20 protein-coding genes are annotated in these 26,514 nt (G+C 71.2%); 12 read left to right on the top strand and 8 right to left on the bottom strand.

The genetic code is table 11. The features are described from left to right. Positions 1–147 precede the first annotated feature (147 nt). The 3 genes from AC068Z_RS20785 (at position 148) to AC068Z_RS20775 (ending at position 4,915) form a co-directional block, all read left to right on the top strand. Entirely contained in the window at positions 148–2,340 is a 2,193-nt protein-coding gene (locus tag AC068Z_RS20785; protein ID WP_478557354.1) for a bifunctional glycosyltransferase/CDP-glycerol:glycerophosphate glycerophosphotransferase, read from the top strand. 104 nt (positions 2,341–2,444) lie between these two features. After that, positions 2,445–3,713, top strand: coding sequence for a hypothetical protein (locus AC068Z_RS20780; RefSeq protein ID WP_478557352.1), 1,269 nt, complete (start codon positions 2,445–2,447; stop codon positions 3,711–3,713). Positions 3,714–3,754: 41 nt separating this feature from the next. After that, positions 3,755–4,915, top strand: coding sequence for a hypothetical protein (locus tag AC068Z_RS20775; RefSeq protein WP_478557350.1), 1,161 nt, complete (start codon positions 3,755–3,757; stop codon positions 4,913–4,915). On the opposite strand, the gene AC068Z_RS20770 is transcribed toward AC068Z_RS20775, so the two are convergent. Further along, positions 4,905–5,318, bottom strand: a complete 414-nt coding sequence (locus tag AC068Z_RS20770) for an organic hydroperoxide resistance protein (RefSeq protein ID WP_478557348.1) — start codon at positions 5,316–5,318, stop codon at positions 4,905–4,907. The two genes, AC068Z_RS20775 and AC068Z_RS20770, sit on opposite strands and share 11 nt — an antisense overlap. A gap of 80 nt (positions 5,319–5,398) precedes the next feature. Between AC068Z_RS20770 and AC068Z_RS20765 the strand changes: the two genes are divergently transcribed. Continuing rightward, on the top strand, positions 5,399–5,908 hold the full coding sequence (locus AC068Z_RS20765) for a MarR family winged helix-turn-helix transcriptional regulator (protein ID WP_478557346.1): 510 nt from the start codon (positions 5,399–5,401) through the stop codon (positions 5,906–5,908). Here AC068Z_RS20765 and AC068Z_RS20760 read toward each other — a convergent pair. Continuing rightward, complete coding sequence (locus AC068Z_RS20760; RefSeq protein ID WP_478557344.1) at positions 5,862–7,343, bottom strand: glycosyltransferase family 39 protein; 1,482 nt, start codon at positions 7,341–7,343, stop codon at positions 5,862–5,864. The genes AC068Z_RS20765 and AC068Z_RS20760 overlap by 47 nt on opposite strands. Before the next feature lie 132 nt (positions 7,344–7,475). Here AC068Z_RS20760 and galE point away from each other — a divergent pair, with 132 nt between their 5' ends. Beyond that, the gene (gene galE, locus AC068Z_RS20755) at positions 7,476–8,456 is read left to right on the top strand and encodes a UDP-glucose 4-epimerase GalE (protein WP_478557342.1); all 981 of its coding nucleotides are present in this window, start codon (positions 7,476–7,478) and stop codon (positions 8,454–8,456) included. A 10-nt stretch (positions 8,457–8,466) separates the two neighbouring features. Then, entirely contained in the window at positions 8,467–9,441 is a 975-nt protein-coding gene (locus AC068Z_RS20750) for an ADP-ribosylglycohydrolase family protein (protein ID WP_478557340.1), read from the top strand. On the opposite strand, the gene AC068Z_RS20745 is transcribed toward AC068Z_RS20750, so the two are convergent. After that, complete coding sequence (locus tag AC068Z_RS20745; protein WP_478557338.1) at positions 9,413–10,051, bottom strand: TetR/AcrR family transcriptional regulator; 639 nt, start codon at positions 10,049–10,051, stop codon at positions 9,413–9,415. The genes AC068Z_RS20750 and AC068Z_RS20745 overlap by 29 nt on opposite strands. A 173-nt stretch (positions 10,052–10,224) precedes the next feature. Between AC068Z_RS20745 and AC068Z_RS20740 the strand changes: the two genes are divergently transcribed. Together AC068Z_RS20740 and AC068Z_RS20735 are read left to right on the top strand one after the other, a co-directional pair. Continuing rightward, a complete protein-coding gene (locus AC068Z_RS20740) occupies positions 10,225–11,157 on the top strand; it encodes an ABC transporter permease (RefSeq protein ID WP_478557336.1) in 933 nt (310 codons plus the stop codon). Further along, complete coding sequence (locus AC068Z_RS20735; RefSeq protein WP_478557334.1) at positions 11,150–11,974, top strand: ABC transporter ATP-binding protein; 825 nt, start codon at positions 11,150–11,152, stop codon at positions 11,972–11,974. Before AC068Z_RS20740 ends, AC068Z_RS20735 begins: the two co-directional genes overlap by 8 nt. A gap of 76 nt (positions 11,975–12,050) precedes the next feature. On the opposite strand, the gene AC068Z_RS20730 is transcribed toward AC068Z_RS20735, so the two are convergent. Then, on the bottom strand, positions 12,051–16,985 hold the full coding sequence (locus AC068Z_RS20730) for an NAD-glutamate dehydrogenase (RefSeq protein ID WP_478557332.1): 4,935 nt from the start codon (positions 16,983–16,985) through the stop codon (positions 12,051–12,053). Positions 16,986–17,552: 567 nt separating this feature from the next. On the opposite strand from AC068Z_RS20730, the gene AC068Z_RS20725 reads away from it, so the two are divergent. Beyond that, entirely contained in the window at positions 17,553–18,119 is a 567-nt protein-coding gene (locus AC068Z_RS20725; RefSeq protein WP_478557330.1) for a DJ-1/PfpI family protein, read from the top strand. Between the two features lie 142 nt (positions 18,120–18,261). Here the strand turns inward: AC068Z_RS20725 and AC068Z_RS20720 are convergent, their stop codons facing one another. Further along, positions 18,262–18,930 (bottom strand): HAD family hydrolase, encoded by a 669-nt coding sequence (locus tag AC068Z_RS20720; protein WP_478557328.1) that lies wholly within the window; start codon positions 18,928–18,930, stop codon positions 18,262–18,264. A 137-nt stretch (positions 18,931–19,067) separates the two neighbouring features. Further along, positions 19,068–19,583 (bottom strand): DUF6912 family protein, encoded by a 516-nt coding sequence (locus AC068Z_RS20715; RefSeq protein WP_478557326.1) that lies wholly within the window; start codon positions 19,581–19,583, stop codon positions 19,068–19,070. Between the two features lie 327 nt (positions 19,584–19,910). Here AC068Z_RS20715 and AC068Z_RS20710 point away from each other — a divergent pair, with 327 nt between their 5' ends. Next, on the top strand, positions 19,911–20,468 hold the full coding sequence (locus tag AC068Z_RS20710) for an Rv3235 family protein (protein ID WP_478557324.1): 558 nt from the start codon (positions 19,911–19,913) through the stop codon (positions 20,466–20,468). A 215-nt stretch (positions 20,469–20,683) separates the two neighbouring features. On the opposite strand, the gene secA is transcribed toward AC068Z_RS20710, so the two are convergent. Then, positions 20,684–23,530, bottom strand: coding sequence for a preprotein translocase subunit SecA (secA, locus tag AC068Z_RS20705; protein WP_478557322.1), 2,847 nt, complete (start codon positions 23,528–23,530; stop codon positions 20,684–20,686). 242 nt (positions 23,531–23,772) lie between these two features. Between secA and AC068Z_RS20700 the strand changes: the two genes are divergently transcribed. Beyond that, entirely contained in the window at positions 23,773–24,345 is a 573-nt protein-coding gene (locus tag AC068Z_RS20700; RefSeq protein WP_478557320.1) for a GNAT family N-acetyltransferase, read from the top strand. Positions 24,346–24,499: 154 nt separating this feature from the next. Then, positions 24,500–25,672, top strand: coding sequence for a winged helix-turn-helix domain-containing protein (locus AC068Z_RS20695; RefSeq protein ID WP_478557318.1), 1,173 nt, complete (start codon positions 24,500–24,502; stop codon positions 25,670–25,672). A gap of 26 nt (positions 25,673–25,698) precedes the next feature. On the opposite strand, the gene AC068Z_RS20690 is transcribed toward AC068Z_RS20695, so the two are convergent. Next, entirely contained in the window at positions 25,699–26,445 is a 747-nt protein-coding gene (locus AC068Z_RS20690) for a response regulator (RefSeq protein WP_478557316.1), read from the bottom strand. Between the last annotated feature and the right edge of the window lie 69 nt (positions 26,446–26,514).

The raw sequence follows: 26,514 nt of genomic DNA, 5'->3' as shown, positions 1-26,514 counted from the left end.
GCGGATTCGGGGGCCGGCCGGAGGAAACCGGCCGGCCCCTCGCCGTTCATCCCGTCATCCCCCGAATGCCGTAACGCAGCGTAACCAACTCACTCCATCGGCCGTTCCCGGGCAAGGCCCGCCCGCGTCCCGACCCATGGATGTCCCTTGCCCAGGTTCAGTGTCATCGTCCCCGCGTACAAGGTTCAGGCGTACCTGCACGAGTGTCTGGAGTCGGTGCTCTCGCAGTCGTTCCCCGATCTCGAAGTGATCGCCGTGGACGACGCCTCACCGGACGCCTGCGGGGCGATCATCGACGAGTTCGCGGACCGCGACCCGCGGGTACGGCCGCTGCGGCTGGCGCGCGACGAGGGCCTCGGCCCGGCCCGCAACGCCGGACTGGCCGAGGCGACCGGCGACTACCTGCTGTTCCTCGACGGCGACGACACCCTCACCCCCGGCGCCCTGGAAGCCATCGCCGACCGGCTGAAGGAGACCGGCGAGCCGGACGTCCTGGTCCACGACCACGCCCGCCTCACCCGCACCGGCGAGACCGTCCGCGACCCGGCGGCGATCCCCCTCACCGAGCAGGGCCCTGCGCCGTTCCGCCTGGAGGACCGCCCGGGTCTGCTGCGACCGCCGCCGGCGGTCCGGAACATGGCGTACCGGCGGGAGTTCGTCGAGCGCGAGGGCCTCGCCTTCCCGCCCGGCTCCCACGAGGACACCCCCTGGTCCGGTCCGGCCCTGATGACGGCGAGGTCCCTCGCGACCCTGGACCGGGTGTGCGTCCACCACCGGCAGCGCCGGAGGGGCGGCACGGCCCGCCGCCCCTTCGACCTCTTCGAGCAGTACGACCGTCTCTTCGCGTTCCTCGCCGAGCGCCCGCACCTCTCACCGTGGCGTCCCATGGTGTTCCGCCATATGGTCACCCACCTGGCGACGGTGTCCACCCACATCGGCCGTCTCCCGCGCGGCACCCGCGCCGAGTTCCTGCGCCTGGCCCGCGCCCACCACCGCCGCCACCGCACACGGGGTGCCCTCACCCCCCTGCGCCTGTGGCGCGTCCACCGGTCCCTGCGACAGGTCGCGCTCCTCGGCCGTACGACGGCCAAGGCGGCCGTGAAACTGACGGCCCGTCTGCGCGCGGCCGCCCTCCGCCTGCACTACCGCGTCCAGCGCCGACTGCCCCTGCGCCCCGACCGAGCCGTCTTCTGCGCGTACGGCGGTCAGGGCCACGGATGCAACCCGGGCGCCCTGGAGCAGGCGTTCCGCGCCCACGCCCCGCACCTGCGCACGGCATGGATCGCGCACCCCGAGCACCACCACACGATCCCCGCCGCCACGCGCCGTATCACCCCCGGCACGGCGGCCTACTGGACGGCGCTGGCCCGCTCCGCGTACCTGGTCGACAACGTCGGCCTCGACCGCCGCTTCGTCAAGCGCCCCGGCCAGACCGTCGTGCAGACCGGGACCGGCACCCCCCTCAAGCACATGGGCCTGGACCTGCTGGAACGCCCGGCCGCGACGACGGACCCGGACGCGCTCCTGCGGACGGTCGACACCTGGGACTACGTCGTCTCCGCCAACCGCCACTCCACCCTGGTCCGGGAGCGCGTCCACCCGGGCACGTACAAGACGCTGGAGTACGGCCAGCCGCGCACCGACGTGTTCCAGCAGGCGACCTCGGCGGACGTGACCCGGCTGCGCGAGTCGCTCGGCGTCCCCGAGCACGCGGTGGCGATCCTGTACGCCCCGACCCACCGCGACTACCGCCGCACCCAGCGCAGCCCGCTGGACCTGGACCGCGTGGCCGACCGGCTCGGCCCGCGGTTCGTGATCCTGGCCCGCGCCCACCGGCGGCACGGCGGCCCGCTCGCCCCCGACCCGGCCTCGCCCCGGGTCATCGACGTCAGCGCCCACCCGAGCGTCGAGTCCCTCTGCCTCGCCTCGGACGCCCTGCTCACCGACTACTCGTCGATCATGTTCGACTACGCGGGCCTGGACCGTCCGATCGTGCTGCACACCGAGGACCGCGAGGCCTTCGAGGCGGCCCGCGGCACCTACTTCGACCTGCGGGACTTCCCCCCGGGCGCGCTCGCGCGCAGCGAGGACGAACTGGTCGACATCTTCGCCACCGGCCACTGGCGCGGCTCCCGCTCCGCCCAGCTGCGCTCGGCGTTCCGGGCGCGCTTCTGCCCGTACGACGACGGCCGTGCCGCCGAGCGCGTCGTGCGCCATGTGGTGCTCGGCGAGCACGGGTTGCCGCCGGTCGTCCCGCTCGCCGAGCGGCATCCGGTGCCGTCGCGCGCGGACTCCCCGCGCGCGGAGCCGTCGCACCCCGCCGTGCCCCTGCCCCTCTGATTCGCAACCGGAGTTCCCATGCCCTCCAGCCCGTCGCGGCCCACCCCGACCCGGCCGCACACCTGGCGTCCGGCCGGACGGCCGGGCGGCCGGCTCGCCGCGTCATGAGACCGCGCACCTGGGTGCTGCTGCTGGCCGCTGTCTTCGCCGTGCTGCAACTGGCCAACGTCAGCGGCCGGGACACCCCCGACTCCCGGAACTACCTGTCGTACGCCCTGAGCCTGAGCGGCCGCGGCGAACGGGAGGCGGCCCTCGCGACGATCGAGCACTACTGCGCGGGCAAGGGGTCCGTCGCGCGCCGCGAGCAGAGCGTGGACGTGGTCCGCTTCCACCGCGCCGACCCGAGCGAGCGGGTGAAGGAGCGGTGCCGGGCGCGGGAGTGGCCCGAGGTGGAGGAGCGGCTGCGGGAGGGGCGGACGGCCGGGCACACCGCCCCCTTCGCCTCCGAGCGCTTCATGCGGATCTTCGAGGTCCGGCCCGGCTACCCGGTGTTCCTGGTGCCGTTCGTGACCGTCCTCGGCGCGACCTGGGGGCTGTGGGCGGCCGGGGTCACGGTGACCGTGGCGGGCGGGGTGCTGGTCTTCCTGATCCTGCGCACGCTGTCCGTACCGCTGCCGCTGGCGCTGACCGGCCAGGCCCTGTACTTCGTTCTGCCGTGCGGGACGACGGCGATGCGGCCCATGACGGAGGGCCTGCTGCTGGCCCTGACCCTGGCCGCGCTGTGGGGCTGCGCGCTGGTGCTGCGGGGAAGGCGGGCGGGCCTCGCGCTGATCGCGGGCGCGCTGGCGGCGCAGTTCACGGTGAAGCACTCCCAGGCGCTGTTCCTCGGGGTGTGCCTGGCGGCGGCGGGCGCGGTGGTGGCCGTCGGCAGATGGCGCAAGGGGCGGGCGCCGGGCCGGGACGTCACGGCGATCGCGGGGATCGGGCTGGGCGCGGCCGTGGGGACGGTCGTGCTGGCGAAGCTCCTGAACTACCCGGCGGCGTCCGAGAGCCTCCAGGATCTGCTGGCCGACCACTTCACCCGCCCCGACCGGGCGCGTCCCTGGCCGGAGTTCCTCCAGCTGTCGTCGAACTTCTGGGTGGAGTGGCTGCGCCGCCAGTTCTGGGAGCCGCTGTTCCTGGCGGCGCTGGGCGCCGGGCTGTGGGGCGCGCTGCGCAGGCCGCCCTTCGGCGCCTTCGTGATCGCGGCCGCCGCCACCGGGATCCTCACCCAGGCGGGGCACCCGGACATCACCATCTGGGGCGACCGGCTGATCGTCCTGGCCTGGCTCCTCCCGGTGGTCGGCGTACCTCTCCTGCTGGACCATCTGATGCGCGACCGGGTGTCGTTGCCGGCGCAGGGGCACTCCGACCGGACTCACTCCATGAGGTGAAGGAAGGTCAATCCGCCGGCGCGGCCGGGAACATACGGCGAATGCGCGAAACGCTCCTGGCCAGGCGAACGACGCACGGCGCGACCGCCCTCCGAGGCGGTCCCACCTGGCGCCCCACCCCGTACCAGCTCTTCGGCTTCCTCGCCTGGCTGCTGCTGACCCTCGCCTGCTGGCGCCTGCCCCTGTGCTGCGACGCGGGCCAGCACGCGGCGGTCGTGGAACGCCTGAAGGCGAGCCTCCTCGACCCCCGCCACCCCACGGTGGACGCCCCGGGCGAGGGCAGCCAGTACTACACGCCGTACACGGCGACCCAGGCCCTGCTCGCCCGCCTCACGGGCCTGGGCGGCTGGGAGGTACTGAGACTCGCGGGCCCGCTGAACCTGGTGGTGCTGCTGACGGGTCTCGGACGTCTGGTCCGCGTACTGACTCCACGCCCGTGGGTGCCGGTAGGGACTCTGGCCGTGCTGACAGCGGTCTTGTTGCCCACAGCACAGACGCTCGCCTACCCGTCGACGTTCGCGATCGGCCTGACGTTCTGGGCGTGGGGGTTGACGGGGGCGAGCGGCCCGGTGCGCTTCGTGGGCCCGAAGGGCAGGCCGAGCATGGTGGGGTACGCCGGATTGGGCGCGCTGTACGTCCTGATCGCACTGATCGACCCGATGACGGGGATGGGGGCGCTGGTAGGGTCAGCGGCTTTGATCTCCGGGCGGGTGCTACTCCTCAAGGGGCGCGGGGCTGTATCGATTTGCGGCTCCGCCGCGGGGCGCGACAAGCCCCCACCGGCCAGCACTCTGATCACAACCCTGACGGCGGCCCTGCTACTGACATCAGCCTTCGAACACCCCCGCCCCTGGCAGTCGTACGACTGGGCAGCACAGCACATCAACCCCGGCGAAGTCGTCCTCACCGACGCCCCCCACGCCACCCACTCGCTCCCGGGCTACGGCGCCAACCTCGTCGCCCCCACGAAGCGCGACGCCTCACTACCCGAAGACGAAAGACGCGGACGCCGAGAAGACGTCCGCGCCTACCTCTCGCCCGAGGCGACCCGCAGGGACCGCACCGCCATCGCCCACCACCACCACGTGCGCTGGCTGCTGCTCACCCGCCGGCACCAGGTCCCCGAGGAGGCCGTGGTCGTGGCGTGGAGCGAGCGGACGGGAGAGGTGCTGGCCCGGGTCCCCGGGACGACTACTCGATGACGAGGTCGACCTCGATGTTGCCGCGGGTGGCGTTGGAGTAGGGGCAGACCTGGTGGGCCTGCTCGACCAGCTTGCGGCCGGTCTCCTCGTCCACCGTGTCGGGCAGCTCCACCCGAAGCGCGACCTTCAGTCCGAAGCCCTCGCCCTGCTTGCCGATGCCGACCTCGGCGGTGACGGCGGCGTCGCTGACGTCCACCTTGGCCTGGCGGCCGACGAGACCGAGGGCGCTGCCGAAGCACGCGGCGTAACCGGCGGCGAAGAGCTGCTCCGGGTTGGTGCCCTGGCCGTTGCCGCCCAGCTCCACCGGCATGGCGAGGGCGAGGTCGATCTTGCCGTCGGAGGTGACGGCGCGGCCCTCGCGGCCGTGGGTGGCGGTGGCGACGGCGGTGTAGATCGCGTCCATGAAGGAACCATCCCTGTTCGAGAAGTCGTGGCTCGTTGACGGGCTCAAGTAGAGCACACAATTAAGTTGTGCACAACTAAATGGCGGGCAAGCGCTACTCTGGGAACATGAACCGGACCGAGACACCCGCGGCGCACCAGGAGGAATGGCTCCGCCTGGACCGCCAGATCTGCTTCTCCCTGCACGCGGCCTCGCGCGCCTTCAACGGCGTCTACCGCGTGATCCTCAAGGACCTCGGTCTCACCTACCCGCAGTACCTGGTGATGCTGGTGCTGTGGGAGCACGGCGAGCTGCCCGTCAAGAAGCTGGGCGAGCACCTGCGGCTGGACTCCGGCACCCTCTCGCCGCTGCTGAAGCGGCTGGAGACGGCCGGCCTGGTCCGCCGGGAGCGCAGCGCGCGCGACGAGCGCTCGGTGGAGGTGCGCCTGACCGAGGAGGGCACGGCGCTGCGCGAGCGGGCGCGCGAGGTGCCGCGCCGGATCGCGGCGGCGACCGGCTTCGACGTCGAGGAGATCAACGCCCTGCGGTCCCGCCTGGACGAGCTCACGACGGCCCTGGACGCGGCGGCACTGTCAGCGACAGCGCGGTAGAGGGGTCGGCCGTCAGCGGTTTCACCGTGGCCCGCTCGTAGAGGCGCAGGGTCACGCCTCCGCGGGCGTACTCCTCACGCGGGACGAAGTCCTCCCCCACGACCGTGATCTTGGCGCGCTCGACCGGGTTGCGCGGAAACCAGCGCGGGCCCAGGGCGTACGACTCGGCCACCACCCACACCCGGTCCACCGCCGCCAGCCTGCGGCGCAGCTCGCACGGCCCGGCCTCCCGTCCGTACAGCGTCCCCGACCCGGGCCCGGGCCGGCTGAGCGCGAGGTCCTCGGCCTGCCGGAACCCCTCCGGGTACGCCATCGCCGCCCGCCGGCCGATGGACGGCACGAACAGCACCGGGTCGCCGGGGCGGATCTGCCGGGCGGCGAGGGCGGAGACGGCGGCGAGGTTGTCGGGCCGCCGTTCGGGGGCGCGGTCGGCGCGGTACAGGGGGAGGTGGTGGAAGAAGGCGAACAGGATCGCGAGGGCCCCGGCGAGCTGGACGTACGGCATCCGGCCCAGGACGGCGGCGGCGACCCGGTCGGCACCGGCGGCGATCAGCAGGGGCGCCCCGGCGAGGGCGTAGAACACGTATCGGTCGTCGTAGATCGGCCGTACCTGTGAGACCAGCATCAGCAGGCAGGGCGGCACGGTCATCAGGGGCAGCGCGACGGCGGCCGTCCGGCGCGCGGCCAGGCCCGCCAGCATCAGCACCACGCCGGTCTCGAACATCAGCCCCTTGGGCGCGATGACGAAGGCCCGCAGCAGCCGTTGCACGCTCCCCCACCCCGGTGCCGTCAGCCACTCCACCTGGCCGGCCTGCGCCCGGGACGCCAGCACGAGGGGCAGCAGTACCAGGCCGACGACGGCCGCCGCGCCCGCCCAGCGCGCCCACACCCGCCGCCCCGGCCGGGCCGCCGCCAGCGTCACGGCGTGCGCGCACAGCACCAGGACCGCCAGTTCGTGCAGCAGGCAGGTGACGGCGACGACAGCGCCGTACGCCCACCAGGTCCACGCGCGAGCGGGCCCCCACAGCCCCCGCACCAGGAGGAGGGTGGCGCCCGCGGCTCCGGCGCCGACGAGGGCGTAGGACCGTCCCTCCTGCGCGTAGTGGCCGGTCAGCGGGGTGACGGCGTACATCAGTCCCGCCCACAGCCCGACCCTCGGTCCGGCGAGGCGTACGCCGAGGGCGGCGATCAGACCGGCCGCCGCGGCGGCGCCGCACACCGACGGCAGCCGCAGGAGGACCTCGCCGGGGTGGACGGCGAGGACGGCGTGCATGAGGAGGTAGTACAGGCCGTGCACCGCGTCGACGCCGTGCAGCAACCGCCAGATCTCCGGCACCGACCGGCGCGCGACCTGGAAGGTGACCGCCTCGTCGCGCCACATGCCGCCGCGGTCGAGGCCCCAGAGCCCGACGGCCAGCATGAGGGCGGGGGGCACGGCGATGGCTCCTGCTCTCCGGCTCAGCACATCGATGATTTTGTGCTATTAACTGACTCTTTTTGTTCATTGACGGCGAATGGGAGTGGTTATGCTCCACGCACGGGCCAACTGACGAGGGGACGGCCGTACATGACCTGGCTGATCACCGGCGGCGCCGGATACATCGGGGCGCACGTCGTACGGGCGATGACCGAGTCGGGCGAGCGGGCGGTGGTCTACGACGACCTGTCCACCGGCATCTCCGAGCGGGTGCCCGACGGGGTCCCGCTGGTGGTGGGCTCCACCCTGGACGCCGAGCAGGTGGCCCGGGCCCTGCAGGACCACGGGATCACCGGGGTCGTGCATTTGGCGGCGAAGAAGCAGGTCGGCGAGTCGGTGGACCAGCCGCTGCGCTACTACCGGGAGAACGTCGAGGGCCTGCGCGTACTGCTGGACGAGGTGACCAGGGCCGGCGTTCCCTCGTTCGTGTTCTCCTCCTCGGCGGCGGTCTACGGCATGCCGGACGTGGAGCTGGTGACCGAGGAGACCCCGTGCGAGCCGATGTCGCCGTACGGCGAGACCAAGCTCGTGGGCGAGTGGCTGGTGCGGGCGACGGCCCGGGCGACGGGCCTGTCGACGGCGTCCCTGCGCTACTTCAACGTGGCGGGCTCGGCGGCGCCGGAACTGGCGGACGTGGGCGTCTTCAACCTCATTCCGATGGTCTTCGAACGGCTGACCGAAAAGGCGCCCCCGCGCATCTTCGGCGACGACTACCCGACGCCGGACGGCACCTGCGTCCGGGACTACATCCACGTGGTCGACCTGGCCGAGGCCCATGTGGCGGCGGCGCGAGCGCTGCGGACGTCCCCGGGCCGCGACCTGACCCTGAACATCGGCCGGGGCGAGGGAGTGTCGGTCCGCGACATGATCGACCGGATCAACGCGATCACCGGCTACGACCGCCCCCCGACCGTCACCCCGCGCCGCCCGGGCGACCCGGCCCGCGTGGTCGCCTCCGCCGACCGCGCGGCCGCGGAACTGGACTGGAAGGCCAAGCACGACGTGCAGGACATGATCACGTCGGCGTGGGAGGGCTGGGTACGGCGATATCCGGGGGCGGCACGGGGCTGACGTGGCCGGCATGACCGACTCAGGTTTGGAGCGTGCCGTCGGCGCCGTGGTCGGGTCGGCTGTCGGTGACGCGCTGGGCGCGCCCTTCGAGTTCGGTCCCGAGGGCGCCTTCTCGGCACGCTTCCCGTCCCCCGGGGCGGGCGGCGAGATGTGCGGGGGCGGCGGCTGGGAGCCGGGCGAGGCGACCGACGACACGCAGATGGCGGTCCTGGTCGCCGAGTCGCTGCTGGAGTGCGGCGGGCTCGAACTCCCGGACGTCTTCCGCCGTTTCCGGCGCTGGGCGGCGGCCGACCCGAAGGACATCGGACTGCAGACGGAAGCGGTACTGACCAGCGGTGACCCGTGGGACACGGCGGCCGCGCTGCACTTCCAGGTCAATCAACGGGCGGCCGGGAACGGCGCGTTGATGCGAGCGGCGCCGTCAGCGGTGTACTTCGCGCCGCGGGGCAGGGAGACCACGATGGAGGCGGCCCGCCGGCTGTCGGCGCTGACCCATGGGGACAGGGCCGCGTGGGAGGGCACGGCGATCTTCCATGAGCTGATCCGGGTGGCCCTGTCCGGCGCGGACCCCTTCAACGCGGTGGCGGAGACCCTGGGGTCGGTGCACCCGGCCCACGTCGACCGCTACGCCACCGTCCTCTCCCCCACCTGGCACCCCGACCTGGCCACCGAGTTCAACGGCGCGGTCTGGCCCTGTCTGGCCTCGGCCCTGTGGTCCGTCCGCACCACCGGCTCCTTCGAGGACGCGCTGCGCACGGCCGTCGACCTGGGCGGCGACACCGACACGGTGGCCGCGGTGACGGGCGGCCTGGCCGGGGCGGTCCACGGCGCCGGCGCGATCCCGGAACGCTGGACGGAGCGGTTGCACGTACCGCTGCCGGGCTTCGGCGAACGGGTGCTGGACGCCGGGGCGCTGGCGAGCCTGGGCCGGAACCTGGCGGGAGCCGGCGCCCCTGTCACAACGCCTTCAACGCCCCAGCCGTAGCCCGGGCCAGAGACGCCAGATACCCCTTCGGCAGCTTCGGGCTGCGGATGACGACCGAACGCCAGTACAGCGGGCCAGAGATCAGGTCCAGGGCGAGGTCGTGGTCGATGCCCTCCCGCAGCTCCCCCCGTCGTTCCGCCGCCGCCACGATCCCGGTGGCCACTCCGTCCTGCCCCTCCCGCAGCGCCTTCTGCATCGCCTCGGCGATCTCGGGGTTGCGGGCCGCCTCCGCCTGGAGGTCCGGGATGATCTGCGAGGCCACGGGGTGGCGCAGAGCCCGGGAGGTCACTTCGTACAGCAGGCGCAGGTCGCCCTCCAGCGACCCCGTGTCCGGCATCGGCAGCCCCTGCACCGCCAGCGCGGACACCACGTCCAGGACGAGGTGCAGCTTCGACCGCCAGCGCCGGTACACCGCCGTCTTGCCGACCCCGGCCCGCCGGGCGATCCCCTCGATCGACATCCGCGCGTACCCGACCGCCGCCAGCTCCTCGAACACGGCCGCCCGGATCGCTTCCGTCACGTCCGCCCGCAGCACGGCCGCCCCCGCGGGGGCCCGGCGGCGCGGACGCGGCTGGGGTCCGTCGGCGTTCGTCGTCATGCGGACCAGCATAGGGCGTTACGACGAAACGGTTGCGTTCCGACGTCGAGTCGGCCTACGCTCGCGTTGCGACGATACGGTCCCGTCCCGACGTAAGAGAACGCTAAGAGTCCCGTAAGGGAACAGCCGGTGACGGGCCCCACGCGCCGCACGCGCACCCGACCCCCCGAGCGAAAGCAGCGGATGTGAGCCAGGTCCTCGACACACCGCCCCCGACGACGACGGCCCCACCCGGTACCGGCACCGACGTCGACCTCGCGGCCCTCGCCGCCCGCCACGGCCTCTCGGTCAGCGGTGCCCGCCCGACCCTGCCCGAGTACGTCCGGCAGCTGTGGGACCGGCGCCACTTCATCGCCGCGTTCTCCACCGCCAAGCTCACCGCCCAGTACAGCCAGGCCAAGCTCGGCCAGCTCTGGCAGGTGATGAACCCGCTGCTGAACGCGGCCGTCTACTTCCTGATCTTCGGCGTGCTGCTGGGCACCAAGCAGGGCGTCCCGGACTATGTGCCCTTCCTGGTCACGGGCGTCTTCATCTGGACCTTCAGCCAGAGCTCGATCCTCGCCGGCACCCGCGCGATCTCCGGCAACCTCGGTCTCGTCCGCGCCCTGCACTTCCCGCGGGCCGCGCTGCCGATCTCCTTCTGCCTCCAGCAGCTCCAGCAGCTGCTGTTCTCCATGGGCGCCCTGGTCGTCATCCTGCTCGCCTTCGGCGTCCCGGTCGCCTTCTCCTGGTTCCTCGCGATCCCGGCGCTGGTGCTGCAGTTCACCTTCAACGCCGGCGTCTCGATGATCATGGCCCGGGTGGGCGCGAAGACCCCGGACGTCGCCCAGCTGATGCCGTTCGTGCTGCGCACCTGGATGTACACCTCCGGCGTCATGTGGAGCATCGACCACCTGCTGGCCAAGCACCAGGACTGGCCGTCCTGGGTGGGCCCGGTGCTCCAGGCCAACCCGCCCGCCGTCTACATCGACCTCATGCGCTTCGCGCTGATCGACAGCTTCCACGCGAGCCAGCTGCCGGCCCACGTGTGGGCGCTCGCCACCGGCTGGGCCCTGCTCGCCGGGATCGGCGGATTCATCTACTTCTGGAAGGCTGAGGAGACGTACGGCCGTGGCTGAGCACCCGAACGACCAGACCCCCACCGTCATCGCCGACCGCGTGGACATCGTCTACCGAGTCAACGGCACCGGCGCGGGCCGCGGCTCCGCCACCGCCGCCCTCAACCGCATCCTGCGGCGCAAGCAGACCGAGAAGGCCTCCGGCGTCCGCACGGTGCACGCCGTGAGGAAGGTGTCCTTCGTCGCGTACAAGGGCGAGGCCATCGGCCTGATCGGCACCAACGGCTCCGGGAAGTCCACCCTGCTCAAGGCGGTCGCGGGACTGCTCCCCGTGGAGAGCGGCGCCATCTACACCGACGGCCAGCCCTCCCTGCTCGGCGTCAACGCGGCCCTGATGGGCGACCTGACCGGCGAGCGGAACGTCTACCTCGGCGGCCTCGCCATGGGCATGTCCCGGGAGCAGATCAAGGAGCGGTACCAGGAGATCGTCGACTTCTCCGGCATCAACGACAAGGGCGACTTCATCACCCTGCCGATGCGCACCTACTCCTCCGGCATGGGCGCCCGGCTCCGCTTCTCCATCGCCGCCGCCAAGGACCACGACGTCCTGCTCATCGACGAGGCCCTCGCCACCGGCGACGCGAACTTCCGCAAGCGCTCCGAGGCCCGCATCCGCGAGCTGCGCAAGGAGGCCGGCACGGTGTTCCTGGTCAGCCACAACAACAAGTCGATCCGCGACACCTGCGACCGCGTCCTGTGGCTGGAGCGCGGCGAGCTGCGCATGGACGGCCCCACCGAGGACGTCCTGAAGGAGTACGAGGCCTTCACCGGCGACAAGAAGCCCAAGGCCAAGCCGAAGCCGAAGGTCGCCGCGTAACTCCCTGACGTGCGAAAGGGCGCCCCGGGCCATGACGGCCCGGGGCGCCCTTCACTGTCGTAGGCCGGGAAGCGTCCTACGAATGCGTCCGCAGCAGGGTGCGCATCGTCCGCATCGCCACCGAGAGGTTGGCGAGGTCGAAGGCGTCCGAGCCCTGGATCTCCTCCAGGGTGGTGCGCGCCCGGCCGAGGATCGCCGCGTTCTTCTCCTCCCACGCCTTGAAGCGCTGCTCCGGGGTGGAGGAGCCGTTGCCGACCGCGAGGACGTCCGCGGTCAGCGCCGCGTGGGCCGCGTACAGGTCCTCGCGGATGGAGGCGCGGGCCATGGACTGCCAGCGGTCGTTGCGCGGCAGCTCGATGATGCGGTCCATGAGCTGGGTGATCCGCAGCCGGTCGGCGAGGTCGTAGTAGACATCGGCCACGTCCAGCGGCTCCTTGCCCATGCGGTCGGCCACCGAGACGATGTCGAGCGCCGGGAAGGCGGAGGAGAAGCCGGCCACGCGGGTGGCCAGTTCGTCCGGGACGCCGACGCCGGACAGCTCGTCGTAGATCTGCTGGTACCACTCGAGGTCCGCGCCGCGCAGCAGCTTCGGCAGCTGCTGCCACACCTGCTCGACCCGCTCGCCGAAGAACTCGACGTTCTCGGTGAGCTGGATCGGCTGCGGGCGGTTGTTGAGCAGCCAGCGCGTGCCGCGCTCCACCAGGCGGCGCGAGTGCAGCCGGATCCGGGTGAGCACATCGGCCTCGACCTGGTTGTCCAGGGCCTCGACCGCGTCCCACACGGGCGCCGAGCGGAAGATCGCGCGGGCCGCGGTCTGCGCCCGGACGATCTCCTCCAGGGAGGCCCCGGTCTCCTCGCGCAGACGGTGCAGATACGTCGTACCACCGGTGTTGACCGTGTCGTTGACCAGCACGGTCGTGGTGATCTCACGGCGCAGCGGGTGGGTGTCGATGTGCTCGGGGAACCGCTCGCGCAGCGCGGTCGGGAAGTACGCGTCGAGCAGCCCGCGCAGGTAGGGGTCGTCCGGGAGCGAGGTGTGCAGCAGCTCCTCGGCGACCGTGATCTTCGTGTACGCCATCAGCACGGCCGTCTCCGGGCCGGTCAGGCCGTGTCCGGTGCCGAGCCGCTCACGGATCTGGCGGTCGGTGGGCAGGAACTCCAGGGCCCGGTCGAGGGCGCCCTCGCGGACCAGGTGGCGCATGTAGCGCTGCTGGGCGTGGAGCATGTCCTTGGACTGGGCGAGGGCGTTGGCGATCGCCGTGTTCTGCGCGTAGTTGTTGCGCAGGACCAGCCGGCCGACCTCGTCGGTCATCTCCGCGAGCAGCTTGTTGCGCTGCTTGACGGTCATGTCGCCGTCGGTGACCAGGCTGTTAAGCAGGATCTTGATGTTCACCTCGTGGTCGGAGGTGTCCACGCCCGCGCTGTTGTCGATGGCATCGGTGTTGATCTTGCCGCCGTGCCGGGCGAACTCGATCCGGCCGAGCTGGGTCAGACCCAGGTTGCCGCCCTCGCCGACGACCTTGACCCGCAGCTCGGCGCCGTCGACGCGGATGGGGTCGTTGGCCTTGTCGCCGACGTCGGCGTTGGACTCGGTGGAGGCCTTGACGTACGTGCCGATGCCGCCGTTCCACAGCAGGTCCACCGGCGACTGCAGGATCGCCTTCATCAGGTCGGCCGGCGTCATCTTGGACACCTTGCCCTCGATGCCCAGGGCCTCGCGGATGTGCGCGTTGACCGGGATCGCCTTGGCGGTCCGCGGGAAGACGCCGCCACCGGCCGAGATCAGGTCGGTGTCGTAGTCGGCCCAGCTGGAGCGCGGCAGCTCGAACAGACGGCGGCGCTCGGCGTAGCCGGTGGCCGCGTCCGGGTTCGGGTCGATGAAGATGTGCCGGTGGTCGAAGGCGGCGACCAGGCGGATGTGCTCGCTGAGCAGCATGCCGTTGCCGAACACGTCACCGGACATGTCACCGATGCCGACGACCGTGAAGTCCTCGGTCTGCGTGTCCACGCCCAGCTCCCGGAAGTGCCGCTTGACGGACTCCCAGGCGCCGCGGGCGGTGATGCCCATGCCCTTGTGGTCGTAACCGGCCGAGCCGCCGGAGGCGAAGGCGTCGCCGAGCCAGAAGTTGTAGCTCTCGGCGACCTCGTTGGCGATGTCGGAGAAGGTCGCGGTGCCCTTGTCGGCGGCGACGACGAGGTAGGTGTCGTCCTCGTCGTGTCGTACGACGTCGGCGGGCGGGACGACCTCCCCGGCCACCATGTTGTCGGTGATGTCGAGCAGCGCCGAGATGAACGTCTTGTAGCTCGCGATGCCCTCGGCGAGCCAGGCGTCCCGGTCCGCGGACGGGTCGGGCAGCTGCTTGGCGACGAAGCCGCCCTTGGCGCCGACCGGCACGATGACGGTGTTCTTCACCATCTGCGCCTTCACCAGACCGAGGATCTCGGTCCGGAAGTCCTCACGCCGGTCGGACCAGCGCAGACCGCCTCGCGCGACCTTGCCGAAGCGCAGGTGGACGCCCTCGACCCGCGGCGAGTACACCCAGATCTCGTACGCCGGACGCGGCGCCGGCAGGTCCGGGATGGCCTGCGGGTCGAACTTCATGGAGACGTAGTCGTGCGGGGCGCCGCCCGCCGCCTCCTGGAAGAAGTTCGTGCGCAGGGTCGCCTTGATCACGGTGAGGAAGGACCGCAGGATCCGGTCCTCGTCCAGGCTCGCCACCTGGTCCAGGGCCGCGTCGACCTCCTCGAGCAGCGCGTCCACGATCTCGTGCCCGGCGCGCTGGCGGTCCGGCGACATCCGCGCCTCGAACAGGGAGACGAGGAGCCGGGTGGTGTGGACGTTGTTGCGGAGGGTGTCCTCCATGTAGTCCTGCGAGAACGTGGAACCGGCCTGGCGCAGGTACTTGGCGTACGCCCGCAGGACCATCGCCTGACGCCAGTTCAGCCCGGCGCTCAGCACCAGCGCGTTGAAGCCGTCGTTCTCGGCCTGTCCGGTCCAGGTGGCGGCGAAGGCCTCCTGGACGCGCTCGCGGGCGTCGTCGCCGACGTAGTCGCCGCTGCCGTTCTGCGCCTTCGGCATGCGCAGGCCGAAGTCGTAGATCCAGGCCACCGTGCGGTCCGAGCAGCGCAGCTCGTAGGGGCGCTCGTCGATGACCTCGACGCCGAGCCGGTTCAGCACCGGCAGGACGGCGGACAGGGAGATGGCCGCGCCCTTGCGGTAGATCTTGAAGCGGCGCTCCTCGGGGGCGGCGCCGACCGGCTCGTACAGGCTGAGCGCGAAGTTGTTGTCCTCGGTCAGCTGCTCGATGTGGACCAGGTCGGAGACGGCCGAGCGCGGGGTGTGGTCGGCCTTGTAGCCCTCGGGGAAGGCGTTGCCGTAGCGGCGCATCAGTTCGGCGGCGCGCTCCTCGCCCAGCTCGGCGTTGAGCGCGTCGGCGAAGCCGTCGGCCCAGGACCGCGCGGCATCGACCAGGCGGGCCTCGATGCGCTCCTTGTCGGCGTCGCTGAGCTGCGGCAGCTCGGTGCCCTGCGGGACGCGGACGACGAAGTGCAGCCGGGAAAGGATCGACTCGGTGTTCCAGGCGGTGAAGTCGACGCTGGTGCCGCCGAGCTCCTCCTTCAGGATGTCGATGATCCGCAGCCGGACGCCGGTGGTGTAGCGGTCGCGGGGCAGGTAGACGAGGGCGGAGTAGTAGCGGCCGTACTCGTCCTGGCGCAGGTACAGGCGCAGGCGCCGGCGCTCCTGGAGGTACAGGACGCTGGTGACGATCGCCTGCAGTTCGTCGACGGGCGTCTGGAACAGCTCGTCGCGCGGGTAGGTCTCCAGGATCTGCAGCAGGTCGCGGCCGTCGTGGCTGTTGGGCGAGAACCCGGCGCGCCTGAGCACGTCGTCGACCTTGCGCCGGATGACCGGGACACGGCGGACGGACTCGGTGTAGGCGGCCGAGGAGAACAGGCCGAGGAAGCGCCGCTCGCCGACGACATTGCCCTCGCTGTCGAACTTCTTGACGCCGATGTAGTCCAGGTACGAGGGCCGGTGGACGGTCGCACGGCTGTTGGCCTTGGTGAGGACCAGCAGCTTGTGCTCACGGGCCTTGGCGCGGGCGTCGGCGGGCAGCCGCTCGAAGGAGGGGCTGACGGGGTGGGCGTCGGCACCGGCGTGGTGCGGGTCGGAGCGCAGTATGCCGAGCCCGGTGCCGGGGACGGCGGCGAGGGAGTCGTCCTCGCGCAGCTCGTACTCCCGGTAGCCCAGGAAGGTGAAGTGGTCGGCGGCCAGCCACTGCAGCAGCTCGCGCGCCTCCTCGACCTCGGGGCCGGGCAGATCGCCGGGCACGTGCTCCTCGGCGAGGCTTTCGGAGAGGCGGATCGAGGCGTCCCGCATCTTCTCCCAGTCCTCGACGGCCTCCCGTACGTCGGACAGGACGCGCAGCAGATCGGCGGTGATCTGCTTCAGGTCGGCCTTGTCGGTCTCCCGGTCGATCTCTACGTGGATCCAGGACTCGGTGTGCGCGTCGTGCGGGCGGTCAGCGGCGGCCGGAGGGGCGGGGAGCACCTCGACGAGCTTGCCGGTGACGTCACGGCGGACGACGACCTGGGGGTGGATGACGACGTGGATCCCACGTCCCTGCCGGGTCAGCTCATTGGTGACGGAGTCGACCAGGAAGGGCATGTCGTCGGTGACGACCTCGACGATGGAATGGCTGCACGCCCATCCGTTCTCCTCGACGGTGGGCGTCAGGACCCGCACATTGGCCGTTCCCTGCGGGCGGGTCTCGGCCAACCGGTAGTGGGAGAAGGCGGCTCCGAAGACATCGACCGGGTCTCGGTCGGTGAGGTCCTCCGGGGCGGTGTGCAGGTAGTAACGCTGGAGGAACGAGAGCACGGTGTCCCGGTCCGGGGTGCCCTCGCCCGTGGTCCCAGTCGGTAGGTGCCCCCCGACCGGGCTGTTCTCAGCTACCCGGGCGGCCCTCTCGAGCAGCTCGGCCTTTGCTTCGTCCAGCTTGGTCTGCATTGTCCTCTGGCTCCTGTCGCGCGCCGTTGCGTGACGTAGAAGGAAGTACGGTCTCGTCCCCTCCGACGTAACGTCGCGACGCGGGGTGTCCGGTCTGCTTCGACGCTATGCCGCGAGGTGAGATGAGCGGGGGGATATCAGCCAAAATCGCCGTGCCTCGTGGGTGTGACACTGCTCTCCGCACTGCCGACACCACGGGGTTGCGCGCCACGACGGGAACCCGCCCGCGAAGACCAGCGACCACCGCCCGGCCACGGATGTCATCCGTGCTCACCGGGCGCAGGGCAGAGGCAACGAGGCCCCCGCGAGCTATCGCGCTGATCACGCCACAAGGCTATCGCTGATTACCCGGGGGCCGTCATGAGCCGTATGTGTACAAAACCAGGGGTCGAAGTTTGACGTTCTGCACAGTGCCGGGTGCCTGGGGGATGCCGCAGAGCCGGCGGCGCCCCGCCCCGGGGTCACCCCACCGGCGCAGGCCCTCTTGGCAAGACCCGCCAACCGAGGGACGTTGCCAGAGAGTCCGACGCAGCCGCAGTCCACGGCCGAACAGGGGAGCGCACCGACATGACAGCCAAGATCCTCATCGTCACCGGCGACGCAGCGGAGTCACTGGAGGTCCTGTACCCCTACCAACGCCTCCGCGAGGAGGGCTACGAGGTCCACATCGCCGCCCCCGCCCGCAAGAAGCTCCAGTTCGTCGTCCACGACTTCGAGCCCGGCTTCGACACCTACACCGAGAAGCCCGGCTACACCTGGCCCGCCGACCTCGCCTTCGCCGAGGTGGACCCCGGCGACTACGCCGCCGTGGTCATCCCGGGCGGCCGAGCCCCCGAGTACCTCCGCAACGACCCCGAACTCCGCAAGATCCTCAAGTCCTTCTTCGACGCCGACAAGCCGGTCGCGCAGATCTGCCACGGCCCCCTGCTCACCGCCGCCGTCGACGGCCTCCGGGGCCGCCGCGTCACGGCGTACCCCGCGCTGGAACTGGACATGCAGGCCGCCGGCGCCACCTTCCAGGACGCCGAGGCCGTGGTCGACGGCACCCTCGTCTCCTCCCGGGCCTGGCCGGACCACAGCGCCTGGATGCGGGAGTTCCTGACGGTGCTCCGCGCCAAGGCGCCGGTGACCTGAACCGGGAAGCGGGGTGGGAAGGTCGGGGGTGGCGTGGCCGGGGGCGGAGTGCCGGAGGTGACGTACCCGGGGCCGGAGTGGCCGGGGCGGAGTGGCCGGGGCGGAGTGGCTGGCGACCGCCCTGGCCCCGCCGGTCGTCCGGCTACGCCGCCAGCCGCTCCGCCTCTTCGACCGCCTCGCTCAGGGAGTCCACCACCGGCACGCCCACGCCCTCCAGGCCGGCCCGGCTGTGCGAGCCCCCGGTGTACAGCACGGCCCGCGCCCCCACGTGCAGCGCCGCCACCGCGTCGTCGGCCGCGTCCCCGATCACCACGGTCCGCGCCGGGTCCACCACACCGCCCAGCGCCTCGAGATGCCGCACCATGTGCTCGGCCTTGCTCCCGCCGGACGGGCCGGTCCGGCCGTCCACCCGTATGAAGTGCGCCTCGATCCCGAAGCCCCGCACCAACGGGACCAGCTCCTCGTGCACGTACATGCTGAGGATCGACTGACTGCGCCCGGCCGCGCCCCAGCCGGTCAGCAGCTCGGTGACCCCCACGGTCAGCCGGCACCGCACCCGGTGCTCCGCGTAGTACCGATGGAAGGTCTCGTCCATGACCTCCCACTCGGCGTCGGTGGGCAGCCGCCCGAGCAGCCGCTCGTAGAACTTCGGCACCGGTACGCAGTACAGCGCCCGGTACTGCTCGATCGTGATCGGCTCGAGTCCCAGCTCGCCGAATGCCGCGTTCGTCGCTCCGATGATCGCGTCGTTGTCGTGGAACAGTGTCCCGTTCCAGTCCCAGACGATGTGCGCCCCTGCTCGCTTCCCCATGACGAAAAACGGTACCCGCACCCACTGACAATCAAGAGAACCGCAGGTCAAGGAAGGGGAGCGGAGAGCAGGCCGGTCGCCTCAGCCGCCGAACCCCACAACACTCGCCTCAGCCGCCGAACCCCACAACGCTCGCCTCAGCCGCCGAGCGCCACCAGGTTCGCGATCTCCTGCGTGGCGTACCACAGCAGCTCGTGGTCCTCGGCCCCGTCCACCACGAACTGTGCGTCGTCGTCCCCGTCGTCCGCCGCCGCCAGCGCCTCCACCGCGGCCGTGACGTCGGCCTCCGCGTCCGCGCCGTCGACATGCACCGACGCCGCCTTGGCGAGCGGCACCGCCCCCGCGACGCGCACCTCGCCCAGTGCCGCCGGATCCAGCCCCCGGTCCGGGTCGGCCGCTGCGGCACCGTCCGGTACGTCGACGGCGACCACGACCCGGCGCCTCGGCGCCCCTGAGTCCGCCGCCAGCAGCCGAAGCGACGCCGCCGCGGCCCGGTTCAGGGCCGCGTACTCCAGCTCCTCGATGTCGTCGGAGACGTACCACTCACGCAGGGCCGGAGTGACGGCGTAGGCGAGCAGCGACCCGCCTCCCAGTTCGCCCGTCTTGTACGCCTCGGCGAGACCGGGAAGGGTCAGGGGGACGTAGACGCGCATGGCTGGCCGCTTTCGTGGTCGGAGACTCCGGGCAGCCCCGGAGAGGGCGTTTCCGCACCTCCCGAAGGGCCTTCAGGATACGTGCGGCCGTCCCCTTTCGAGCCCCCGCCCACACCCCGCCGGCCGTCCACCCCGGTCCGGGAACTCACCCGCCGCACCGCCGAAGTGGCGGGTTCGAGCACCCCCGAGGTCATCCGGATAGGTGAACCTTCCTCACCCCGGGACCTGCGCCCGCCCGTGCTTGATGCCCCCACTCCGACCCCGTACAAGATCCCCAACCGCAAGTTACTGCCCGGTACAGCCCGGGCCGACCCACGGGGGCACCCCATGAACAAGGTCATGACGAGGGCGAAGAACCACCCCGGCGCCCGCCCGCCGGGCCGCCGCGACCCCCGCCGCCCCGGAGGCGCCCCGCCCCGCACCCCGGACGGCGGCAGGCCCCGCGAGCAGCGCGCGACGCCGACCACGGCCGTCACGCGGCAGATCGCCCCCTCGGTGCCGCCCCAGACCCCGCGCCGCCCGGTCCCGCCCGCCGCACCCCAGCCGCGCCCCACCGACGTCTTCGCCGACCGCCTCCTCGCCGTCCTGAGCGGCCGCCGCCCGGTCCACTACATGCTCCGGCACACCGCGGGCCGCGCCTACGACGATCTGGCCTGGCTCGCCGAACGCGGCCCCCTGCGCACCCTGCGCGGCAGCAGCCCGGTGATCCGCGACATCGGCTACTACGTCCCCTCCCCCGGCGCCATCGAGGTCTTCGCCCGCATCGGCGCCGACGACCGCCTGCGCGCCATGGCCTTCCGCCTGGAACAGGGACCGGACCTGCGCTGGCGCTGCACGGCGGTGGAACTGGGCGGCCCGTCCCGGCCACGCACGGACGACGAGTGAGGGTGCCGTACGGACGGCCGAGGGGCCGTACCAGCGCCGCACAGCCGCCCGTGCGGCCCCTACGACCACCGCGCGGCCCGCCCCGTCGCATCGTCCCCGCGCAGCCCGCTCTCCGGCCCCCTCACGGCCGTACGGCCTCATGCCGAAGGGCCGGGCCCCCTGACAGGTGACCCGGCCCTCCCAGCCGCTACGACGTCCTCCCGGGCGCCGCGTGACTACTTCTTACGGCGCCGACCGCCGCGGGACTGCTTGCGGCGCTCCGCACGGGTGAGGCCGTCGGCCTCCGAGCGCACCGGCTCGCCGTCGTCGGACCAGTCGCTCTCGACGGTGCCGCCCGCGCCGTCCACGGTGGGCGCGGAGAGGTGCAGGTTCCGACGCTGCGGGGCGTCGAGGCCCTTCGCGCGGATCTCCGGACGGGCACCCGCCTGCGCGGGAACCGCGTCCTGCGCGGTCTTCTCCAACGTCGGCTTGGTGTCCTCGACCGGGACCTCCTCGACCTGCTGCTCGACCTGGACCTCCAGGTTGAACAGGTAGCCGACGGACTCCTCCTTGATGCCCTCCATCATGGCCTGGAACATGTCGAAGCCCTCGCGCTGGTACTCGACCAGGGGGTCCTTCTGCGCCATCGCGCGCAGGCCGATGCCCTCCTGGAGGTAGTCCATCTCGTAGAGGTGCTCGCGCCACTTGCGGTCCAGGACCGACAGCACGACCCGGCGCTCCAGCTCACGCATGATCTCGGAGCCGAGCTGAGTCTCCCGCGCCTGGTACTGGGCGTGGATGTCGTCCTTGATGGCCTCGGAGATGAACTCGGCGGTCAGCCCGGCCCGGTCGCCGGCCTCCTCCTCCAGCTCGTCGATGGTGACCTTCACCGGGTAGAGCTGCTTGAAGGCGCCCCACAGCCGGTCCAGATCCCACTCCTCGGCGAAGCCCTCGGCGGTCTCGGCGGTGATGTACGCGTCGATGGTGTCGTCCATGAAGTGCTGGATCTGCTCGTGCAGATCCTCGCCCTCCAGGACGCGGCGGCGCTCGCCGTAGATGACCTCACGCTGGCGGTTGAGGACCTCGTCGTACTTCAGGACGTTCTTGCGCGTCTCGAAGTTCTGCTGCTCGACCTGCGACTGCGCGGAGGCGATCGCGCGCGTGACCATCTTGTTCTCGATCGGCACGTCGTCCGGGACGTTCGCCATCGACATCACGCGCTCGACCATCTGCGCCTTGAACAGACGCATCAGGTCGTCGCCCAGCGACAGGTAGAAGCGGGACTCGCCCGGGTCGCCCTGACGGCCGGAACGACCGCGCAGCTGATTGTCGATACGCCGCGACTCGTGCCGCTCGGTGCCGAGGACGTAGAGGCCGCCGAGCTCCTCGACCTCCTCCTTCTCGGCCTTCACGGCCTGCTCGGCCCGCTCCAGGGCGGCCGGCAGGGCGTGCGCCCACTCCTCGATGTGCTCCTCGGGGTCGAGGCCGCGCTGGCGCAGCTCCGCCTCGGCGAGGTCCTCGGGGTTGCCGCCGAGCTTGATGTCCGTACCACGGCCGGCCATGTTGGTGGCGACGGTGACGGCGCCCTTGCGGCCGGCCTGGGCGACGATGGTCGCCTCACGGTCGTGCTGCTTGGCGTTCAGCACCTCGTGCTGGACACCGCGCTTGCTCAGCTGCTGCGAGAGGTACTCGGACTTCTCGACCGACGTCGTGCCGACGAGGATCGGCTGGCCCTTCTCGTGCTTCTCGACGATGTCGTCGACGACCGCCTCGAACTTCGCGACCTCGGTGCGGTAGATCAGGTCCGACTGGTCCTTGCGGATCATCGGCCGGTTCGTCGGGATCGGCACGACGCCCAGCTTGTAGATCTGGTGGAACTCGGCGGCCTCGGTCATCGCCGTACCGGTCATGCCGGACAGGCCGGGCTCTTCCTTGCCGTTGTGGTCGTGGCGCTTGTAGAGGCGGAAGAAGTTCTGGAGGGTGATCGTGGCGAGCGTCTGGTTCTCGTCCTTGATGTCCACCCCTTCCTTCGCCTCGATCGCCTGGTGCATGCCCTCGTTGTAACGGCGGCCGGCGAGGATACGGCCGGTGTGCTCGTCGACGATCATGACTTCGCCGTCCATGACGACGTAGTCCTTGTCCTTCTTGAAGAGCTCCTTGGCCTTGATGGCGTTGTTCAGGTAGCCCACCAGAGGGGTGTTCACCGACTCGTAGAGGTTGTCGATGCCCAGCCAGTCCTCGACCTTGGCCACACCGGACTCGTGGATCGCGACGGTGCGCTTCTTCTCGTCGACCTCGTAGTCGCCGGTCTCCTCGATGCCCTTGAGCTGGTTGCCGGGCTCGCCCCGCTTCAGCCGCGTGACCAGCTTGGCGAAGTCGCCGTACCACTTGGTGGCCTGGTCGGCCGGGCCGGAGATGATCAGCGGCGTACGGGCCTCGTCGACGAGGATGGAGTCGACCTCGTCGACGATGGCGAAGTTGTGGCCGCGCTGGACGAGCTCGTCCTTGGACCACGCCATGTTGTCGCGCAGGTAGTCGAAGCCGAACTCGTTGTTCGTGCCGTAGGTGATGTCGCAGTTGTACTGCTCACGGCGCTGGGCCGGCGTCATGTTGGCGAGGATGCAACCGACGGACAGACCCAGGAACTTGTGGACGCGGCCCATCATCTCGGAGTCGCGCTCGGCCAGGTAGTCGTTGACCGTGATCAGGTGAACGCCCTTGCCGGACAGCGCGTTCAGATACGCGGGAAGCGTGCCGACGAGGGTCTTGCCCTCACCGGTCTTCATCTCGGCCACATAGCCGAGGTGGAGGGCGGCGCCACCCATGATCTGCACGTCGTAGTGACGCTGACCGAGAGCGCGCTTGGCGGCCTCGCGGACGGTGGCGAACGCCTCGGGGAGCAGGTCGTCCAGGCTCTCACCGTCGGCGTACCGCTGCTTGTACTCCTCGGTGAGGGCTCGCAGCTCGGCGTCGGAGAGGTCGACGAAGTCCTCTTCGATGGAGTTGACCTGGTCCGCGATGCGGTGCAGCTTGCGCAGGATCTTGCCTTCGCCTGCACGCATGATCTTCGAGAGGACGGACACGGGGGTTGGTCTCCTTGCCGGTCGGGCCTGGGACGGTCGGTTTCCATTTGACTTGACTGAGCAACGGCCATCGTATGCGAGGACCCCGCCACGCCGGGAGGCCTGCCGTCTCTTCGAAGGGGACAACGGACGGGCGCCGCGAATGGTGCCGCGCGGCACCGACGAATTGCGCGAATTGTGATCACCCGCTCACGCACGGCAAATATCTGGCACGTTCGACCGGCCCCGAGCAGAATCGGCCGATGGACCCCGTGACCCTGACCACCGACCGCCTGCTGCTTCGCGCGGTCGGACCGCGCGACACCGACGCCGTCTACCGCGCCGTTCAGGACCCCGACATCCAGCGCTGGACCACGATCCCCTCGCCCTACCTCCCCGAACACGCCGGCAGCTTCACCGAACAACTGGTCCCCGAGGGCTGGGCCGACGGCACCATGTTCACCTTCGGCGTCTTCCTCCCCGTAGGGGAGGACCTGGTGGGCATGCTGGGCCTGACGATGCGCGCGCTAGGCGTGGCGGAGATCGGCTTCTGGACGGCGAAGGAGCACCGGGGCCGGGGGTACATCTCCGAAGCGGTCCTCACGGCCGCCCGCTGGTCCTTCACCCAGGCCTGCGTCGACCGCCTGGAATGGCGGGCGGAGGTGGGCAACACCGCCTCCCGCGCGGTGGCGGAACGCACCGGCTTCACCATCGAGGGCACCCTGCGCTCCGGGATCAACAACAAGGGCGTACGCCGAGACTGCTGGCAGGGCTCCCTGCTCCCCTCGGACCTGGGCCTCCCCTCGACGGCCCCGTACCTCCCGGCACGGCCGTAGCAGCTGAGCCACGCGCCCACGGGTGGCCCCGCCGCCCGGCAAAGACGCCAGGAGTCCCGCCGCCGGGCAAAGCCCTGACCCCCGGCCTTGACCTCCGCCACTCAAACCCCCAGCTCACCCCGCACTGTCAGTGCCACCCCCTATCGTGCGAGCCATGACGACCCCGCGCCCCACCACCGATCTCTCGGCAGACGAGGCCCGCCGCATCGCCCTGCGCGCCCAGGGCCTCCTCGGGACCCCCGACCGCCGCTCCGGCGTCCGCGGCGTCCTCCGTCACCTCGGCGCGGTCCAACTCGACACCATCTCCGTCCTGGCCCGCTCCCACGAGCTCATCCCCTACGCCCGCCTGGGCGCGGTGGGCCGCACCACGGTCGAACAGGCCTACTGGCAGGACACCCACGCCTTCGAGTACTGGTCCCACGCCGCCTGCATCCTCCCCATCGAGGAATGGCCACACTTCGCCTTCCGCCGCCGCGCCTACCGCAACCGCCCCCACTGGGGTCACGAACTCCCCGAGGGCGCCTACGACCAGGTGATCAAGCAACTCACCACCGAAGGCCCCCTCACCGCCACGGAGTTGGGCGGCGCGAAGAAGACGGCCGACTGGTGGGACTGGTCCGGCTCCAAGGTCGCCGTGGAACGCGCCCTGATGTACGGCGAGGTCGTCTGCGTGGAACGCCGCGGCTGGAAGCGCGTCTACGACCTGGCGGAGCGCGCCGTCCCGGCCGCCCTGCTGCACGACGAACTCGACGACGCCGAGTGCCTGCGCCGCCTGGTGCGCCTGGCCGGCCAGTCCCTGGGCGTGGGCACCCGCGCGGACATCGCCGACTACCACCGCCTCAAGGGCGAACAGGTCGACGCGGTGATCGCCGAATCCGGCCTGATCCCGGTCACGGTGGAGGGCTGGGCCAAGCCGGCCTGGGCGGACCCGGAAGCCCTGGCCACCCCGCCGCGGGGCCGCCACCGCACGACCCTGCTGTCCCCCTTCGACTCCCTGATCTGGGAGCGGGCACGCACAGAGCGGATCTTCGGCTTCACCCACCGCCTGGAGGCCTACGTCCCCCGGCAGAAGCGCGTCCACGGCTACTTCGCGATGCCTGTCCTGGCGGGCGGCCGACTCGTCGGCCGCGTGGACCCGGCCCGCGAGGGCCGCACCCTGGTCGCCAAGCAGGTCACGCTGGACGGCCGGAAGGCGGTCCCGGCGGTGGCCCAGGCCCTGGTGGAGGCAGCGAGCTGGGTGGACTGCACCGACGTACGCGTCGAACGCGTCGAGGCCCCGGAACTGCACGAACCCCTCACCCAGTCCCTCGCCGCCCTGCTGGCCTGACCCGCCTGACGGACGGCCCGACCCGCCTAGCGGATCTCGAGGATCTTCTCCCGCATCGCGTACACCACTGCCTCCATCCTGGAGTGCAGCTGCAGCTTCTCCAGGATGTTGCGCACATGGTTCTTCACGGTGTTCTCGGAGATGAACAACTCCTTCGCGATGTCGCGGTTGTTCATCCCCGTGGCGACCAGCTTGAGCACCTCCAGCTCACGGTCCGTCAGCCGCGGCGCCGGAACCAGCCGCCGCTCGTCCGTCCGCTGGATCATCGACTTGAACTCGGTGAGCAGCTTCGACGCCATGGACGGGCTGATCTGCGACTGCCCGTCGGCCACCGCGCGAATGGCGGTGGCCACCTCGTCCGTGGAGATCTCCTTCAGGAGATAGCCGGTCGCCCCCGCCTTGATCGCGTCGTAGAGGTCGGCCTCCTCGTCGCTGATCGTCAGCATGATGATCTTGGCACTGGGGGCCACCTCCTTGATGGAGGTACAGGCCTCGATCCCGCCCCGCTTGGGCATCCGCACGTCCATCAGGACGATGTCGGGCAGCAGGTCGGCGGCCTTGTCGACGGCCTCCGCGCCGTCCCCCGCCTCTCCGACGACCTGGATGTCCTCCTCGGCCGCGAGCACGATCTCCAGTCCACGACGGAAGAGGGCGTGGTCGTCCACGACGAGGACTCTGATCGGCTCCTTGCGTGAAGAGCCCGTGTCCGAGCCCGAGCCGACGACGCCGCCGTCGGCGTCCTCGTCCCGCATCGGTCCGAAGGTGTCCGCCATCGTTCCTCCCCCTGAAGGCTGTGGCTGGTCAGATGCCATCGCCAACCCAAGGCAGCGGCCCACCGGTTG

This window comes from Streptomyces sp. NPDC043726, from assembly GCF_056436565.1.
The sequence above is the reverse complement of the archived record's forward strand: the minus strand, read 5'-3'. Positions and strand labels throughout refer to the sequence as shown.

Coding starts and splice junctions, on each gene's coding strand:
- AC068Z_RS20725 (WP_478557330.1), top strand. CDS start 17,553: ATGACAGCCAAGATCCTCATCGTCACCGGCGACGCAGCGGAGTCACTG.
- AC068Z_RS20765 (WP_478557346.1), top strand. CDS start 5,399: ATGGCGGGCAAGCGCTACTCTGGGAACATGAACCGGACCGAGACACCC.
- AC068Z_RS20695 (WP_478557318.1), top strand. CDS start 24,500: ATGACGACCCCGCGCCCCACCACCGATCTCTCGGCAGACGAGGCCCGC.
- AC068Z_RS20690 (WP_478557316.1), bottom strand. CDS start 26,445: ATGGCGGACACCTTCGGACCGATGCGGGACGAGGACGCCGACGGCGGC.
- AC068Z_RS20700 (WP_478557320.1), top strand. CDS start 23,773: ATGGACCCCGTGACCCTGACCACCGACCGCCTGCTGCTTCGCGCGGTC.
- AC068Z_RS20745 (WP_478557338.1), bottom strand. CDS start 10,051: ATGCTGGTCCGCATGACGACGAACGCCGACGGACCCCAGCCGCGTCCG.
- AC068Z_RS20750 (WP_478557340.1), top strand. CDS start 8,467: ATGACCGACTCAGGTTTGGAGCGTGCCGTCGGCGCCGTGGTCGGGTCG.
- AC068Z_RS20730 (WP_478557332.1), bottom strand. CDS start 16,985: ATGCAGACCAAGCTGGACGAAGCAAAGGCCGAGCTGCTCGAGAGGGCC.
- galE (WP_478557342.1), top strand. CDS start 7,476: ATGACCTGGCTGATCACCGGCGGCGCCGGATACATCGGGGCGCACGTC.
- AC068Z_RS20775 (WP_478557350.1), top strand. CDS start 3,755: ATGCGCGAAACGCTCCTGGCCAGGCGAACGACGCACGGCGCGACCGCC.
- AC068Z_RS20720 (WP_478557328.1), bottom strand. CDS start 18,930: ATGGGGAAGCGAGCAGGGGCGCACATCGTCTGGGACTGGAACGGGACA.
- AC068Z_RS20770 (WP_478557348.1), bottom strand. CDS start 5,318: ATGGACGCGATCTACACCGCCGTCGCCACCGCCACCCACGGCCGCGAG.
- AC068Z_RS20715 (WP_478557326.1), bottom strand. CDS start 19,583: ATGCGCGTCTACGTCCCCCTGACCCTTCCCGGTCTCGCCGAGGCGTAC.
- AC068Z_RS20710 (WP_478557324.1), top strand. CDS start 19,911: ATGAACAAGGTCATGACGAGGGCGAAGAACCACCCCGGCGCCCGCCCG.
- AC068Z_RS20780 (WP_478557352.1), top strand. CDS start 2,445: ATGAGACCGCGCACCTGGGTGCTGCTGCTGGCCGCTGTCTTCGCCGTG.